The 14,219-nt window shown below is 68.5% G+C and carries 13 protein-coding genes; 1 reads left to right on the top strand and 12 read right to left on the bottom strand.

Features of this window, described 5'->3' with window-relative positions; all coding sequences use genetic code 11:
* Positions 1 to 4: 4 nt before the first annotated feature.
* The 9 genes from HDC34_RS06275 to groES form a co-directional block, all read right to left on the bottom strand.
* Entirely contained in the window at positions 5 to 895 is an 891-nt protein-coding gene (locus HDC34_RS06275) for a hypothetical protein (RefSeq protein ID WP_257023083.1), read from the bottom strand.
* 393 nt (positions 896 to 1,288) lie between these two features.
* A complete protein-coding gene (gene guaA / locus HDC34_RS06270) occupies positions 1,289 to 2,896 on the bottom strand; it encodes a glutamine-hydrolyzing GMP synthase (protein ID WP_179556267.1) in 1,608 nt (535 codons plus the stop codon).
* A 48-nt stretch (positions 2,897 to 2,944) separates the two neighbouring features.
* Positions 2,945 to 3,484 (bottom strand): DUF3817 domain-containing protein, encoded by a 540-nt coding sequence (locus HDC34_RS06265; RefSeq protein WP_104312686.1) that lies wholly within the window; start codon positions 3,482 to 3,484, stop codon positions 2,945 to 2,947.
* Between the two features lie 5 nt (positions 3,485 to 3,489).
* Positions 3,490 to 4,440 carry an SURF1 family protein gene (locus HDC34_RS06260; protein ID WP_179556266.1) on the bottom strand — a complete coding sequence of 317 codons (951 nt, stop codon included), beginning with the start codon at positions 4,438 to 4,440 and terminating at the stop codon, positions 3,490 to 3,492.
* Positions 4,440 to 6,284, bottom strand: coding sequence for a glycerol-3-phosphate dehydrogenase/oxidase (locus tag HDC34_RS06255; RefSeq protein WP_104312688.1), 1,845 nt, complete (start codon positions 6,282 to 6,284; stop codon positions 4,440 to 4,442). The genes HDC34_RS06260 and HDC34_RS06255 overlap by 1 nt, the downstream gene beginning before the upstream one ends.
* Positions 6,285 to 6,376: 92 nt before the next feature.
* Positions 6,377 to 7,501 (bottom strand): GuaB3 family IMP dehydrogenase-related protein, encoded by a 1,125-nt coding sequence (locus HDC34_RS06250; RefSeq protein ID WP_104254001.1) that lies wholly within the window; start codon positions 7,499 to 7,501, stop codon positions 6,377 to 6,379.
* A gap of 81 nt (positions 7,502 to 7,582) precedes the next feature.
* Positions 7,583 to 9,088, bottom strand: a complete 1,506-nt coding sequence (guaB, locus tag HDC34_RS06245; protein ID WP_104312689.1) for an IMP dehydrogenase — start codon at positions 9,086 to 9,088, stop codon at positions 7,583 to 7,585.
* A gap of 131 nt (positions 9,089 to 9,219) precedes the next feature.
* Positions 9,220 to 10,158 carry an EamA family transporter RarD gene (gene rarD / locus HDC34_RS06240; RefSeq protein ID WP_258068284.1) on the bottom strand — a complete coding sequence of 313 codons (939 nt, stop codon included), beginning with the start codon at positions 10,156 to 10,158 and terminating at the stop codon, positions 9,220 to 9,222.
* Between the two features lie 117 nt (positions 10,159 to 10,275).
* Entirely contained in the window at positions 10,276 to 10,569 is a 294-nt protein-coding gene (groES, locus tag HDC34_RS06235) for a co-chaperone GroES (RefSeq protein WP_068479200.1), read from the bottom strand.
* Between the two features lie 138 nt (positions 10,570 to 10,707).
* Here groES and HDC34_RS06230 point away from each other — a divergent pair, with 138 nt between their 5' ends.
* The gene (locus HDC34_RS06230) at positions 10,708 to 11,898 is read left to right on the top strand and encodes a class I SAM-dependent methyltransferase (protein WP_179556265.1); all 1,191 of its coding nucleotides are present in this window, start codon (positions 10,708 to 10,710) and stop codon (positions 11,896 to 11,898) included.
* 11 nt (positions 11,899 to 11,909) lie between these two features.
* Here the strand turns inward: HDC34_RS06230 and HDC34_RS06225 are convergent, their stop codons facing one another.
* The 3 genes from HDC34_RS06225 to HDC34_RS06215 form a co-directional block, all read right to left on the bottom strand.
* Positions 11,910 to 12,620, bottom strand: a complete 711-nt coding sequence (locus tag HDC34_RS06225; RefSeq protein WP_179556264.1) for a hypothetical protein — start codon at positions 12,618 to 12,620, stop codon at positions 11,910 to 11,912.
* A 101-nt stretch (positions 12,621 to 12,721) separates the two neighbouring features.
* Positions 12,722 to 13,468, bottom strand: a complete 747-nt coding sequence (locus tag HDC34_RS06220) for a hypothetical protein (protein WP_179556263.1) — start codon at positions 13,466 to 13,468, stop codon at positions 12,722 to 12,724.
* A 156-nt stretch (positions 13,469 to 13,624) separates the two neighbouring features.
* Entirely contained in the window at positions 13,625 to 14,218 is a 594-nt protein-coding gene (locus HDC34_RS06215; protein ID WP_179556262.1) for a DUF4190 domain-containing protein, read from the bottom strand.
* Between the last annotated feature and the right edge of the window lies 1 nt (position 14,219).

The raw sequence follows: 14,219 nt of genomic DNA, 5'->3' as shown, positions 1-14,219 counted from the left end.
TGCGTTACCGGCGCGCCGGCAGCGTCCGGTCGTCGAACCCCGCGTCGGGATCGACGTCGAGCAGGTACAGCTCGTCTTCACCGACGAGCTTGTTGCGCACGGCGTAGTCCACGAGTCGAGCGCGACGGTTGGTGGCGTACGAGCGAGCCCCTCCGCGGAGCCCTTCCACGCCGATGCGGTCGAGCTTCTCGCACACGTTGTCGAGCTTGCGGTTGAAGGCGGTGACGGTCCAGCCGAGGCGCTCAGCGGCGCGAGCGCTCGTGGGGATGTCGCCGAGGCCGTGCTCGCCTCGCAGCAGGACCGATTCGCAGAGCGCGAGCAGCAGGAGGCGCTGTGCGGGGGTCAGCGCGATGTGCGTCAGCTCGCGCCCGGCGGTCTCCGGAGCTGAGCCGGGGCCGCCCGGCAGGTCCATGTACACCGGTGAGGCGGCGTGCACCTTGACCTCGTACTGGCGCTCGCCGGCGGAGAAGTGGATGCTCGTGCGTTCGAAGACGATCGGAAGGTGCGCGCCTGGCAGCAGCCGCCCCTGGACGCGCCCCGAACCGTCGACGACGCTGAGCGTCATCCGGGTCCCGATGTTGGACACGAACCAGAGCCCATCCTTCGCGGCGATGCGAAGCAGCTTGCGGTGCAAGAACGGGTTCGCGTCGAGGCGGATGTCCGCGTCGCGCCCGATCTCGATGCGCTCGCCTGGCCGCACTGACACCCACTGGCCCTGGTATTCGACGGAGAGCCCGTGGTCGGGGTCCGCCTCGAGGAGCTGACCCGCGGCGTCCTGCAGCAGCTCGTGGTCGACGAGGTGACCTGAGGTCGAGTCCTCGCGCTGGGGCGTCGAGATCAGCCCTGTGTCGGCGGGTACCTGGGGAAGCGGGTCGGCTGGGAAGCGTGGTGCCATGTCGCGAACTCTCTGAGCGGGGAGGTGAAGTTGCACATCTGGGAACCCCTCAACCATGCCACCACCCAACGAGCATCACTAGCCACGATTCGCCCAGCAAACAGGCATTTTCTCCCGTCCGGGCACCCGAGGTTCCCGGCTCGGAAATCCGGAATCCCTGACTCGGAAACCGAAAACCTTTCGCCTTCTCGGTTTTGCTCACCCCAACCAGGCATTTATGTCCGGGCACATTTGCCCGGGTCGTTGCCCCCAGACACCGGTCGACCGCCGCCGCGCCGCGAGCTCCGGAACGCTGGTGTCGCGATTCTGCTCAGATTTCACCCGATTTGGCACAGAATGCACGAACGGGGATGCACGATGTGCATCCCCGTTCGGCTCAGCTCTCGCTGAGGACTACTCCCACTCGATGGTTCCCGGCGGCTTCGACGTCACGTCGAGCACCACGCGGTTCACGTCGTCGACCTCGTTCGTGATGCGGTTCGAGATGCGCGCGAGCAGATCGTAGGGCAGGCGCGTCCAGTCGGCCGTCATGGCGTCCTCGCTGGAGACGGGACGCAGCACGATGGGGTGCCCGTAGGTGCGACCGTCACCCTGAACGCCCACCGAGCGGACGTCGGCGAGCAGCACGACCGGGCACTGCCAGATCTCCGTGTCGAGCCCAGCCGCGGTCAGCTCCTGGCGCACGATCGCGTCTGCCTCGCGCAGCAGATCGAGCCGCTCCTGCGTGACCTCGCCGATGATGCGGATGCCGAGCCCCGGGCCAGGGAATGGCTGGCGAGCGACGATGGGCTCCGGTACTCCGAGCTCGCGGCCGACAGCGCGGACCTCGTCCTTGAAGAGCGTCCGCAACGGCTCGACGAGCTCGAACTGCATGTCCTCCGGCAGGCCGCCCACGTTGTGGTGGCTCTTGATGTTGGCCGTGCCGGTGCCGCCGCCGGACTCGACGACGTCAGGATAGAGCGTGCCCTGGACGAGGAAGCGGATGCGCTCCCCCGACTCCTGCGCTTCCTTGATGAGGTCGACCTCGGCCTGCTCGAAGCTGCGGATGAACTCGCGGCCGATCGTCTTGCGCTTGTCCTCCGGGTCGGTGATGCCCGCGAGTGCCGTGAGGAACTGCTCGCGTGCATCCACCGTCACGAGGCGCACGCCGATCGCGTCGACGAAGTCCTCCTCGACCTGACGGCGCTCGTCCTGACGGAGCAGGCCGTGGTCGACGAACACGCACGTGAGCTGGTCGCCGACGGCCTTGTAGACGAGGGCGGCGGCGACGGCGGAGTCGACACCACCGGAGAGGCCGCAGATGACCTTGGCGTCGCCGATCTGCTCGCGGATACGTGCGACCTGCTCGTCGATCACCGACGCGGGGGTCCAGTCGCTGGGAATGCCGGCGGCTCGGTGCAGGAAACCCTCGAGGAGCGCCTGACCGTGCTCGGAGTGCAGCACCTCGGGGTGCCACTGCACCCCGTAGAGGCCCCGCTCAGTGTTCTGGAACGCCGCCACGGGGGTGTCCTCCGTCGTGGCCAGCACCGTGAAGCCCTCGGGCGCGCGGGCGACCGAGTCGCCGTGGCTCATCCACACCGTCTGGTCGTCTGGCTGACCGTCGAGCAGGCTCGACTCGCCGCCTGCGAGCTTCACCGCGGTGGAACCGTACTCACGACGACCGGTCTTCGCGACCTCGCCACCGAGCTGCGTCGCCATGACCTGGAAGCCGTAGCAGATGCCGAGCGTCGGCACTCCGAGGTCGAGGATGCCCGAGTCGAGCGACGGAGCCGCCTCGGCGTACACGCTGGAGGGACCGCCCGAGAGGATGATGCCGACGGGGTTCTTCGCGGCCACCTCCTCGGCCGAGATGGTGTGCGGCACGATCTCGGAGTAGACGCTCGCCTCGCGAACGCGCCGAGCGATGAGCTGGGCGTACTGCGCGCCGAAGTCGACGACGAGCACTGGGCGCTGATCTGTCGACTGCTGCGGAGCTGTGGCCTGCGGGTCGGTGGTTGCCATGGACACCTTTCGGGTGGTGCGGAGAGTGCGGCTGGGAAAGTTGGCGCGTCAGTTCGCGCGGCGCTGGTGCTCGGCGAGTGACTGCTGCACATCGCTCTCGAGCTGCTCGCGTTCCGACTCGCTCAGGCTCGCCTCGAAGTCGCGGAGCTTCTGCTCCTCACCGGCGGCGGCGAGTCGCTGTTCTTCTCGCAGCACGAGGTCGCGCTTCGCTCGTCGCGACATGAACCACTCGGTGACGAACGACAGGAACGGCACGACACCGCCAGCCGCCATGGCGAGGAGCCAGACGATGGGCCAGCGCATCTGCTGCCAGAGCACATAGGAGGCGACGAGGTACACGACGTAGAACCAGCCGTGCACGATGAGCACCCACAGGCTCAGGTTGAGCGCGGTCGTCGTGCCCTCCTGGACCAGCGCGATGACCCCGAACGGGCCGAACGCCTCGACCTCGAGGTGGAAGGCGTACTTGAGGAACATCTCGATGCACAGCAAGAGCAGGAGGATGCCGGTCACGTACGCCGTCACCTGATAGAAGCGGAGCGCCCGTCGGAAACCGGGGTTGGCGTTCAGGAGGGCGTCGTGAGGCATGGCCTCTAGTCTAGGCGAAGGGCCTCGCCCTTCGTTCGCTCGTCGAGCATGGCCTTGAGCCGGTCGCGTTTGAGCTGCTCGGCGAGCACGCTCGGCGCCTCGGCCGCCTCACGGCGCTCCTTCTCGTACTCGTCGCGGGCGAGCCGCCACCACATGAAGATCGCGAACCCGGCGAAGAGCGCCCACTCGATGGCGTAGAAGATGTTCAGCCAGTTGAGCTGTGGAGCCTCGAGGGCCTGGGGCGTGATGGCCTCGAGCTCCCCGCTGCCAGAAGCTGGACCGAGAACCGCCAGCATCGAGGGCTCGTCGAGGCTCACGTAGATGCCGTAGTTCTGCGCGGCCGGCTCTGCCCAGCGGTTGATGAGGTGCGTCGGCGCCATTGCGGTGAGCGCCTGCGCGTCGTCACCGCGATTGACCTGCGGCGCCTGCCCGTACTCGAGCCTGCCGGAGAGCTCGAGCTCTCCATCGCCCGCCGATGCTTGCAGCCTCGTCGCCAGCTCGGTCGCCGAAGCCGCATCCTCCGTCCACCCGACCGCGACCGCAAGCCCCGGGGCCACCTCAGCCGCACCGGACCCGCCGGCCTCGTCATCCGTGACCGCCACGTGTCCGATCACCCAGTAGCCGAGCCGCTCCCCTTGGAGTCGTTCGGCGACGACATCGAAATCGCGGGCATCCACGACACCGGCGAACGTGACCTGCCGGCCGACGGCCGCATCAGCAACCCGCTGCTGCGGCTGCGCCAGCTCTCCGAGACCCACGGGCGGCTGCGTCGATTCCTGGGCGACGGTCCTGCCGTGCTCCAGTGAGAGGAACGCGGATTCCAGCTGCCAGCGCCCGAGCCACGCGAAGACCGACGCGACGACGAGTGCGAGGGCAAGCACGCCCAACCACTTGGGGCGCACGAGCACTCGACCCATCGACGGCGGCGCGGGATGAGCGCTGGCAGCTTCGGACATCAGGACTTCTGGGCATCCTTCGACTCGGCCTTGACCGTCGCGGCCTCGACGTCTGCAGTCTCGTCGACCTCGATCATCGGCAGAGCCGGAGCAGTTCCGAAGGGCGTGTTGTCACCGGCGTGGCCGAGGACCGAGTCGATGTCGGGAGCTTCGAGGCGGATGCGGTCGGCTGACTCGTCGTCGGGCTGCTCCTGGCTCGCGATCTCTGCCGCCACTCGCTCGACGTAGGTGTCGATCTCGCGCTGCGTGCGCTCCTCATCCCACCCGAGGGCGTCCGCCATGAGGCGCGCGGCGACCGGAGCCGCCGAGATGCCTCGGTCCCACGCCTCGATGGAGATGCGGGTGCGGCGCGCGAGCACGTCGTCGAGGTGCAGGGCACCTTCGTGGGTCGCCGCGTACGTGATCTCCGCCTGCAGGTAATCGTCGGCACCGGGCATGGGCTCCGCCAGCTTCGGGTTCTGACGGATGAGGTCGAGGATCTCGTCCGTGAGCGTTCCGTAGCGGTTGAGGAGGTGCTCGATGCGCACGCGGTGCAGGCCGAAGGCTCGGGCGATCTTGCCGCGTCGGTTCCAGGCGGCCTTGTAGCCGACGGCGCCGAGCAGCGGGATGTCCTTGGTGGTGGAGGCGGGGATCTTGCCGTCGAGCGCATCCGCTGCCGCGTCGATCGCGTCCTTCGCCATGATGCGGTAGGTCGTGTACTTGCCACCGGCGATGAGCACGAGGCCGGGCACGGAGTGCGCAACCATGTGCTCGCGAGAGAGCTTCGAGGTCTCATCCGACTCGCCGGACAGCAGCGGCCGAAGGCCCGCGTAGACGCCCTCGACGTCGGCTCGGGTGAGCTTCACCGCGAGGACCTCGTTGACGTGCTTCAGGATGTAGTCGATGTCGGCGGCCGTCGCGGCGGGGTGCGCCTTGTCGAGCTTCCAGTCGGTGTCCGTCGTGCCGATGATCCAGTGGCGACCGTTCGGGATGACGAACAGCACGCTCTTCTCCGTGCGGAGGAGGAGGCCGGACGCCGACTGGAAACGGTCACGGGGCACGACGAGGTGGACGCCCTTGGAAGCGCGGACCCGGAAGGAGGCGCGCTCGCCGACCATCTTGTTGGTGTCGTCGGTCCAGACTCCGGTGGCGTTCACGACCTGCTTCGCACGGATCTCGAAGCGCTCGCCGGTCTCGAGGTCGACGACCTGGGCGCCGACGACGCGCTGGCCGACCTTGAGGAAGCCTTCGACTCGCACCCGCGGCGCGACGTGGGCGCCGTAGAAGGACGCCGTGCGGGCGAGGACCGCGACGAACCGCGCGTCGTCGACGCCCGCGTCGTAGTAGGTGAGCCCGCCCGAGAACGAGTTCTTGGACAGCCCGGGAGACATCTTCGCGACCTGGCTGCGCGTGTAGTGGCGATGCATGGGCACGCCCGGCTTGACCTCTCCGGTCTTCGCGAAGAGGTCGTACATGAGCATGCCGGCGCCGATGTAGAAGCGCTCGAGCGGGTTCTTCAGCGGGTAGAGGAAGCGGATGGGCTTCACGAGGTGCGGGGCGAGGCGCTGCAGGAGCAGGCCGCGCTCGAGCAGCGCTTCGCGCACGAGGCCGAAGTTCATCTGCTCGAGGTACCGGATTCCGCCGTGGATGAGCTTCGACGAACGGCTCGATGTGCCGGAGGCGAAGTCGCGCGCCTCGACCATGCCGACGCTGAGGCCTCGGGTGACGGCATCGAGTGCGGCACCCGCACCGACGACGCCGCCGCCGACGACGAGCACGTCGAGGTTCTTGGTCTTGAGGGACTCGATCGCCGCAGCACGTTCCTGCGGGCCGAGCTTGTCGCTTCGAGAGACGCTGTTCGCCATAACCTGCTCCTCGTTCTCAGTTGCTGCTTGTAGGGGAAGTCTGAACGCTCAACCTTTGACCGAGCCGTCAGCCGGCCCGACCGCGGCTCCGGCTAGGCCGTAGGCGTGTAGGGGGCGACGACCATCTCGGCGCGCTGGAACTCCTTGAGTCCCGAGTAGCCGGTCGTCGCCATCGAGTGGCGGAGGGCTCCCGTGAGGTTCGAGATGCCGTCGGCGCTGTCAGCGGGGCCCGCGACGATCTCCGCCATGGGAGCCACCTGCCCGACCTGCACGCGGTTTCCGCGCGGGAGCTTCTCGTGGCGCGCCTCGGCACCCCAGTGCCAGCCGCGGCCAGGCGCATCCGTCGCACGTGCGAGCGCCGCGCCGATCATGACCGCGTCGGCGCCGGAGGCGATGGCCTTCACGAGGTCACCGGACGTGCCGATGCCGCCGTCCGCGATGACGTGCACGTAGCGTCCGCCCGACTCGTCGAGGTAGTCGCGTCGAGCACCCGCGACGTCGGCGATGGCCGTCGCCATGGGGGCGTGGATGCCGAGCACGCGACGCGTGGTCGACGCCGCTCCGCCGCCGAAGCCGACGAGCACGCCGGCGGCGCCCGTGCGCATGAGGTGCAGGGCGGCCGTGTACGTCGCGGCCCCGCCGACGATGACGGGCACGTCGAGCTCGTAGATGAACTGCTTGAGGTTCAGGGGCTCCTGGTTGTGCGAGACGTGCTCGGCCGACACGGTCGTACCGCGGATGACGAAGAGGTCGGTGCCTGCCTCGAGCACATCGTTCATGAACTGCTGCGTGCGCTGCGGGGAGAGCGCACCTGCCGCGGGCACACCGGCCTCGCGAATCTGCTGCAGGCGCTCCTTGATGAGCGTGCCCTTGACGGGCTCGCGGTAGATCTCCTGGAGCTTGGCGGTCGCCTGCTTGGCAGGCAGATCCGCGATCTGCGCGAGCAGCGGGGCCGGGTCGTCGTAGCGAGTCCACAGGCCCTCGAGGTCGAGCACGCCGAGGCCGCCGAGCTTGCCGAAGCCGATCGCCGTCTCGGGCGACATGACCGAGTCCATGGGAGCTGCGATGAGCGGGATGTCGAACGTGAACGCGTCGATCTTCCACGTGATGGAGACATCCTCCGGGTCACGGGTTCGCCGCGATGGCACGATCGCCACATCGTCGAAGGAGTACACGCGGCGGGCTCGCTTTGCGCGGCCGATCTCGATCTCAGTCACCTGCCTAGCCTAGCCCTCCCCCGTGCCCGCTGCTGCGGCGCGGCGGCGGGGAGACCCCGACGCGCCACGCCGCTGCGACAGCTAGCGACGGTAGTTCGGCGCTTCCGACACCATCTGCACGTCGTGCGGGTGCGACTCCTTCAGCCCCGCAGGCGTGATGCGCACGAAGCGCCCCTTCGCCTTGAGCTCGGCCACCGTGCGAGCGCCGACGTAGAACATCGACTGACGCAGGCCACCCGTGAGCTGGAACACCGACTGGCGGATGGAGCCGCGGTACGCGACCTTGCCCTCGATACCCTCCGCGATGAGCTCGTCGTCGCTCGGGACGTCCGCCTGGAAGTAGCGGTCCTTCGAGTACGACGTGCGCTCGCCGCGCGACTGCAGGGCGCCAAGGGAGCCCATGCCGCGGTAGCTCTTGAACTGCTTGCCGTTGACGAAGATGAGATCACCGGGCGACTCGTCCGTGCCAGCGAGCAGCGAGCCCACCATGACGGCCGACGCGCCAGCGACGAGCGCCTTCGCGATCTCACCGGAGTACTGCAGTCCGCCGTCCGCGATGACCGGCACGCCCGCGGGAGTCGCGGCGAGCGACGCCTCGTAGACGGCCGTGATCTGCGGCACGCCGACGCCGGCGACGATGCGCGTGGTGCAGATGGAGCCGGGACCGACACCGACCTTGACCGCGTCAGCACCCGCATCCACGAGCGCCTGCGCGCCCTCGCGCGTCGCGACGTTGCCGCCCACGACCTGCACGTGCCCGATCACCGGGTCGCTCTTGAGGCGCCGGATCATGTCGAGCACGCCCGCGGACTGGCCGTTGGCCGTGTCGACGACGAGCACGTCGACCCCGGCCGCCACGAGGCGCTCGGCGCGCTCCCAGCCGTCGCCGAAGAAGCCGATCGCGGCTCCGACGCGCAGTCGCCCGGCGTCGTCCTTCGTGGCGTTCGGGTACTTGTCGCTCTTGTCGAAGTCCTTCACCGTGATGAGCCCGGCGAGCTTGCCCTCGTCGTCGATGAGCGGGAGCTTCTCGATGCGGTGCTTGCCGAGGAGCTTGTAGGCGTCGTCGCCCGAGATGCCGACGGGCGCCGTCACGAGCCCCTCACCGGTCATGACCTCGTGCACGCGCGTCGAACGCTTCTCGGACTCCGGGACGAAGCGCATGTCGCGGTTCGAGATGATGCCGACGAGCTTGCCGGTGACCTCGTCGACCACGGGGAGGCCGGAGACGCGGTACTGCCCGCAGATCTCGTCGACCTCCGCGACGGTCGCGTTCGGCGTCGTCGTGACCGGGTTCGTGACCATTCCGGACTCGGACCGCTTGACTCGATCGACCATCTCGACCTGGTCGTCGATCGACAGGTTGCGGTGCAGGATGCCCATGCCGCCCTGGCGCGCCATGGCGATCGCCATGCGGGCCTCCGTGACCGTGTCCATCGCCGCCGACACGAGCGGGACGCGCAAGGTGATGCCGCGCGTCAGCTGCGTCGTCGTGTCGACCTCAGACGGGATGACGTCGGTGTGCCCCGGGAGCAGCAGCACATCGTCGTAGGTCAATCCGGTGAAGCCAAAGGGGTCCGACTCGGTCATTACGCTCCAGGAGGTATCTGGGATGCGCCGCTCGGCGGCATCCGCGTGTGTGGGGAAACAGCTCAGTGGTGGTGGAACAGCGCGAACCGCGGACGCATTCCCGGGACGTCCCACTCCGCGGCCCTCGGGCCTCAGCCCCGTGTCGGCGGACCGAGCTGGTCAGCCACCGAGGGAATCCTGGCGCCAAGTCTAGCCGTCCGGACGAGGTCGATCGTGAAGAGGATGAGCGCGACCCAGACGATCGCGAACCCGATCCACCGCTCCAGCGGCATGGGCTCCGAGAAGACCGCGACGGCGAGCACGAACTGCAGGATCGGCGCGATGTACTGCATCAGTCCGAGCTCGATGAGGCGAAGGCGTCTGGCCGCCGCGGCGAAGAGGAGCAGCGGCACGCTCGTCACCACGCCGGCGAAGAGGAGGACGCCCGTGTTCACCGCCGACACCGTCCCGAACGTGATCCCTCCGCCGAACAGGATCGTCCAGACGAGGCAGATCGCTCCGATGGGGAGGATCAGGGTCGTCTCGACGGCGAGCCCGCTCAGCGCGTCCGCCTGCACACCGACCCGCTTCTTCACGAGCCCGTACAGTCCAAACGTCATGGCGACGCCGAGGCCGAGCCAGGGGATACGGCCGTAGCCGAGCGAGATGACGAGGACGGCGACGAGCGAGAGGCCCACCGCAACCCACTGCAGCGGGCGCAGCCTCTCGCGGAGGAAGACGAGACCGAGCGCAACTGACACGATCGGGTTCAGGAAGTAGCCGAGCGCGGCATCCAGCGTGTGCCCGGTTGCGACGGCCTGCACGTAGAAGAGCCAGTTCGCGGAGACCAGGACCCCGGCCACGCCGAGGCCGAGCACGACCCGCTTCTTCGAGATGAGTTCCCGGAACGGACGCCATGCACGCATGACGAGCACGCCGAGCAGGCAGAACACGACACTCAGGATGATGCGCCACGCGATGAGCTCGACAGGTGTCGTCGGAGCGGTCGCCACGACGTAGAGGGGCATGAACCCCCAGAGCGCGTACGCGCTGAACGCCAGCCAGAGGCCGGACCGAGGAGATTCCGTCACCTCGCGATCGTACGCCCGAGCCGGCCTCCGGATGCGCGAATGGCGCCCACCCGGAGGTGGACGCCATTGCGAGCCAGTCAGTCCCGAAGGACCTGGCAGTCTCAGTGGAGCTGGAGACTAGACGATCTTCGCGAGGATGTCGCGAGCCGAGAGCACGAGCAGCTCTTCGCCGCCGTACTTGACCTCGGTTCCGCCGTACTTGGAGTAGATGACCTTGTCGCCGACCACGAGGTCGAGCGGCACGCGGTTGCCGTTGTCGTCGATGCGGCCGGGGCCGACTGCGACGACTTCGCCCTCCTGGGGCTTCTCCTTGGCGGTGTCCGGAATCACAAGACCCGAAGCCGTGGTCTGCTCGGCCTCGACCTGCTTGATGACGATGCGATCCTCGAGCGGCTGAATGTTCACCGACACGGTTGACCTCTTTCTCAGCGATAGGAAGTTCAGAATTAGCACCCTCCCCATGAGAGTGCTAACTCCGAGTGTAGGGGCGATCCGGCGAGGGTTGCAACGCGGCGCCGTCTTCGGGCGTACGCCGGTAGCGTAGTGAACGTGCAGCGCGACGAACTCCTGGCCCTCCTCACGCCCGAGGCGATGACGCTGCTCGACGATGCCCCGGCCGTCGCGTCGTCCGCAGACGCGCTCGCGCTCGTGACGCGGCTCCGTGCCGCCGGCGGATCGCCCGCGACCGTCGCCGCCGTGGTGACGCAGGCGAAGCTGCGGCGTCGCGCGCTCGCCAAGTTCGGGCCCTTCGCCGAGCGGATGCTCTTCACCGACGCCGGGTTGCAGCAGGCGACCAGGCTGCAGGTCGCGGCCCACCACGCAGACCGGTTCCGTCGAGCGGGCGCGGTCAGCGTCGCCGACCTGGGCTGCGGCATCGGCGCCGACTCGATGGCGTTCGCCTCGCTCGGGCTCGAGGTGACCGCCTACGACCTCGACGAGGTCACGGCGGCGATCGCGGCGCACAACCTCGCACCGTTCCCCAACGCCGAGGTCAAGCACGGCAGGGCGGAGGAGGTCGACCTCGGCCGCTTCGACGCGCTCTGGTTCGACCCGGCTCGGCGAACGACCAGCGGCGGAAGCACCGCGCGGCACTTCGACCCCTCTGATTGGAGCCCGGCGCTCGACTTCGTGTTCGCGGCTGGCCGCGAGCGCCCTACAGGCGTCAAGCTCGGTCCTGGCATCGACCACTCGTACCTGCCGGAGGATGCCGAGACCCAGTGGGTGTCGTCTGGCGGCGACCTCGTCGAGGCGACGGTGTGGATGCACGACGCGGCGCGCGCGGGCATCCGCCGGTCGGCGCTGGTCATCGGCAAGCAGGGGGCGACCGAGCTCACCAGCAGCGAGGACGTGCACGATGCCGAGGTCGGCGAGCTCGGGGCCGTGCTCTACGAACCCGACCCGGCGATCATCCGAGCCCGCCTCATCGGCGACCTCGCGCGGTCGCTCGAGGCCACCATGATCTCCGAGAGCATCGCGTGGATGACGGCGGACACCTTCGCACCCTCCCCGTTCGCGAGCGCCTTCTCGGTCCGCGAGGTGCTCCCCCTGCATGTGTCATCGCTGAAGAGCGAACTGCGGAAGCGCGATATCGGCGTGCTCGAGATCAAGAAGCGCGGCGTCGACATCGACCCCGCGGAGTTCCGGCGCAGGCTGGTGCTCAAGGGAGCCAGCTCCGCCGTGCTGATCCTCACCAGGATCGGCGACAAGCGAGTCGCGATCCTCGCTGATCGCCTGAGCTGACGGGCAGGACCTCAGACGGTCAGGACGACGATGAGCGTCGCGAGGGCGACCAGCACGGCCAGTCCACCGGTGATGAGGCCCACGATCCCGAGCGTGCGCCCGAGGCCCTTGGGCGCACGGAGCCCGGCGATACCGAGCCCGACGGCTCCGAGGCCGAAGACGAGCGAGACGATGTAGGCCCACCCCGGGAGCAGGAGGAGAAGAAGCGAGAGCGCGCCGAGGGCGACCGCGATGATGCCGAGCACGGGCGCTGGCGCCTTTGGCTGCTGCCCGTAGCCTTGCCCACCGAACTGCTGACCGGGCTGCTGTCCGTACTGCGCCTGCTGAGCGGAACCGAACTGTCCCTGCTGCGGCGCGCCGTACTGCGGCTGGCCGTACTGCCCCTGTTGCGCCGGAGCACCGAACTGCGGCTGCCCGTACTGGTCGTGCTGGGGTGCGCCGTAGGCCTGCTGCGCTGGAGCCTGCTGGGCAGACGGCGCCTGCTGCTCGTAGCCCGGGTACCCGGGCTGCTGCTGTCCGTAGCCACCATCGCCTTGGCCATAGCCAGGCTGCTGACCGTAGCCGCCAGGCTGCTGACCGAACTGCTGCGCCTGCCCATACTGTTGGGACTGGTCGTATGGCTGCTGCCCGTAGGGCGCCTGCCCGTTCTGGGGCTGACCATTGTGGGGCTGCCCACCCTGGTGAGGCTGCTGAGGGTACTGGGGGCCGTTCGGGTCAGACATGGTGTCCTTCTCAGTCGTCGACAAGGCTGCAGGTGCTGCTCAAGCTTAGAGTGCGGGCGGAGACTTCCGCCCGCACTCCGGCCGGTTCTGTCAGCTGGTGATCAGTATCCGTATCCCGACATCTCGTTCAGGAAGACCGCGGCGAAAATGACGCCGATGATGCCCACAACGGCCGAGATGACGATCGAGGCGATCGAGACCCAGAAGCCCCAGGTGCGGATCGCTCCGGCCTGCGGTTCGCGCTTCTTCGCCATGATCGCGCAGATGAGGCCTGCGACACCGAGCGGGAGCCCGAGGTAGAACTGGCCGAGGAGCCCGAGCAGGACGCCGACTCCACCGAGGGAGAGTCCGACGATGCTGAGCGTGCGCTTCGGCGTCGCCGACTGCGTCGGGTAGCCGGGAGTCGCATAGCCCTGCGTGGCGCCGTAGCCCTGCGGCTGTCCCTGTCCCTGTCCAGGCGCGGACCCGTACGCGGGCGCCTGTCCTGCTGAGGACGCCTGGGAGTACGGAGCGGCACTGGGCGCGGCAGCTGGTTCGCTCGGCGGCGTGTAGCTCACCGACCCGGAAGCGGCCGACCCGGAAGCGGCCGACCCGGAAGCTGCTGGCGGCGTGTACTGGCTGCCCGCGGCAGAAGGCGGCGTGTAGTCGCCTCCCGAGGACGAGGGAGCCGAGGAGTCCGTGCCGGACGCGGCCGGCGGCGTGTAGTCGGTTCCTGAAGCTGCGGGTGCCGAGTAGTCCACGGACTCCGCGGGAGGCGTGTAGGCGGCGGGCGCCTCGTACTGGGGAGGCGTGTTCCCGTCGTCGGGAAGCTTGGGCTTGTCTCCTGGGACCTGGTTGCTGTCGCTCATTGCGGAGCTCCTTCCGGTTCACCGCTCTCGCGGTGTTGTTGGCTGGTGTTCACGTGCGTGGAGCAGGCGAGGGTGCTCTTGCGGGCGTCCGTCAGACCCTAGGTTCCCAGGGTTTGACTGGGAACCGTCACACAAGGTGCGGTCGGTCGTTGACGCTCAGTAGGAGCTGAGGCCGCCGAGGAGTCCGATACCGCCGAAGAAGAGCAGCGCGAGAACGATGAGGAGGAGCAGCCCGAAGACGGAGATGAACCCGAGCACGATGGAGGTGACGGCGAGGGCGCGGCCTCGCGGCTCGCGGCGCAGCGCGATGAAACCGCACACGACGCCAGCGATGCCGACCATCCACCACACGAACTGGAGCACCGGGATCAGCGCGACCAGGAACGAGCCGCCGCTGAGGCAGAGCGCGACGATGCTGAGGGTGAGCGTGCCGGCTGCTGGCGGTCGCGGGCCGGCGTATGGGGCTTGCGTGTAGGGGGCGACCGGATAGGCGGGGTGCTGTGCGGGCATGGGCTGCCCACTTCCCGCGTACCCCTGGCCGTACCCCGTCGAGCTGGCTGTGCCTGTCGAGAATCCAGGATCGTAGCCTGACGAGGCGACGTCGGGGGTCGAGAAGAGTGGGACGGATGCGCCGCCACCCCGCTGATCGAGCGAGTCCTGGCGCACATCCGCGGCCCTGTCTTCAGGACGTTCGTTGAGATTCGGGGCGGGGATCCGCGCTCCGTGGCCTTCTGGTGTTGACCAGGTCATG

Source organism: Pseudoclavibacter sp. JAI123, from assembly GCF_013409665.1.
Classification (GTDB): Bacteria; Actinomycetota; Actinomycetes; order Actinomycetales; family Microbacteriaceae; genus Pseudoclavibacter.
The sequence above is the reverse complement of the archived record's forward strand: the minus strand, read 5'-3'. Positions and strand labels throughout refer to the sequence as shown.

What these genes read in the sequence shown, in the direction of transcription:
- HDC34_RS06260 (WP_179556266.1), bottom strand. Translation starts at nt 4,440, where the DNA reads ATGTCCGAAGCTGCCAGCGCTCATCCCGCGCCGCCGTCGATGGGTCGA.
- HDC34_RS06275 (WP_257023083.1), bottom strand. Translation starts at nt 895, where the DNA reads ATGGCACCACGCTTCCCAGCCGACCCGCTTCCCCAGGTACCCGCCGAC.
- HDC34_RS06265 (WP_104312686.1), bottom strand. Translation starts at nt 3,484, where the DNA reads ATGCCTCACGACGCCCTCCTGAACGCCAACCCCGGTTTCCGACGGGCG.
- HDC34_RS06255 (WP_104312688.1), bottom strand. Translation starts at nt 6,284, where the DNA reads ATGGCGAACAGCGTCTCTCGAAGCGACAAGCTCGGCCCGCAGGAACGT.
- guaA (WP_179556267.1), bottom strand. Translation starts at nt 2,896, where the DNA reads ATGGCAACCACCGACCCGCAGGCCACAGCTCCGCAGCAGTCGACAGAT.
- guaB (WP_104312689.1), bottom strand. Translation starts at nt 9,088, where the DNA reads ATGACCGAGTCGGACCCCTTTGGCTTCACCGGATTGACCTACGACGAT.
- HDC34_RS06215 (WP_179556262.1), bottom strand. Translation starts at nt 14,218, where the DNA reads ATGACCTGGTCAACACCAGAAGGCCACGGAGCGCGGATCCCCGCCCCG.
- HDC34_RS06225 (WP_179556264.1), bottom strand. Translation starts at nt 12,620, where the DNA reads ATGTCTGACCCGAACGGCCCCCAGTACCCTCAGCAGCCTCACCAGGGT.
- HDC34_RS06220 (WP_179556263.1), bottom strand. Translation starts at nt 13,468, where the DNA reads ATGAGCGACAGCAACCAGGTCCCAGGAGACAAGCCCAAGCTTCCCGAC.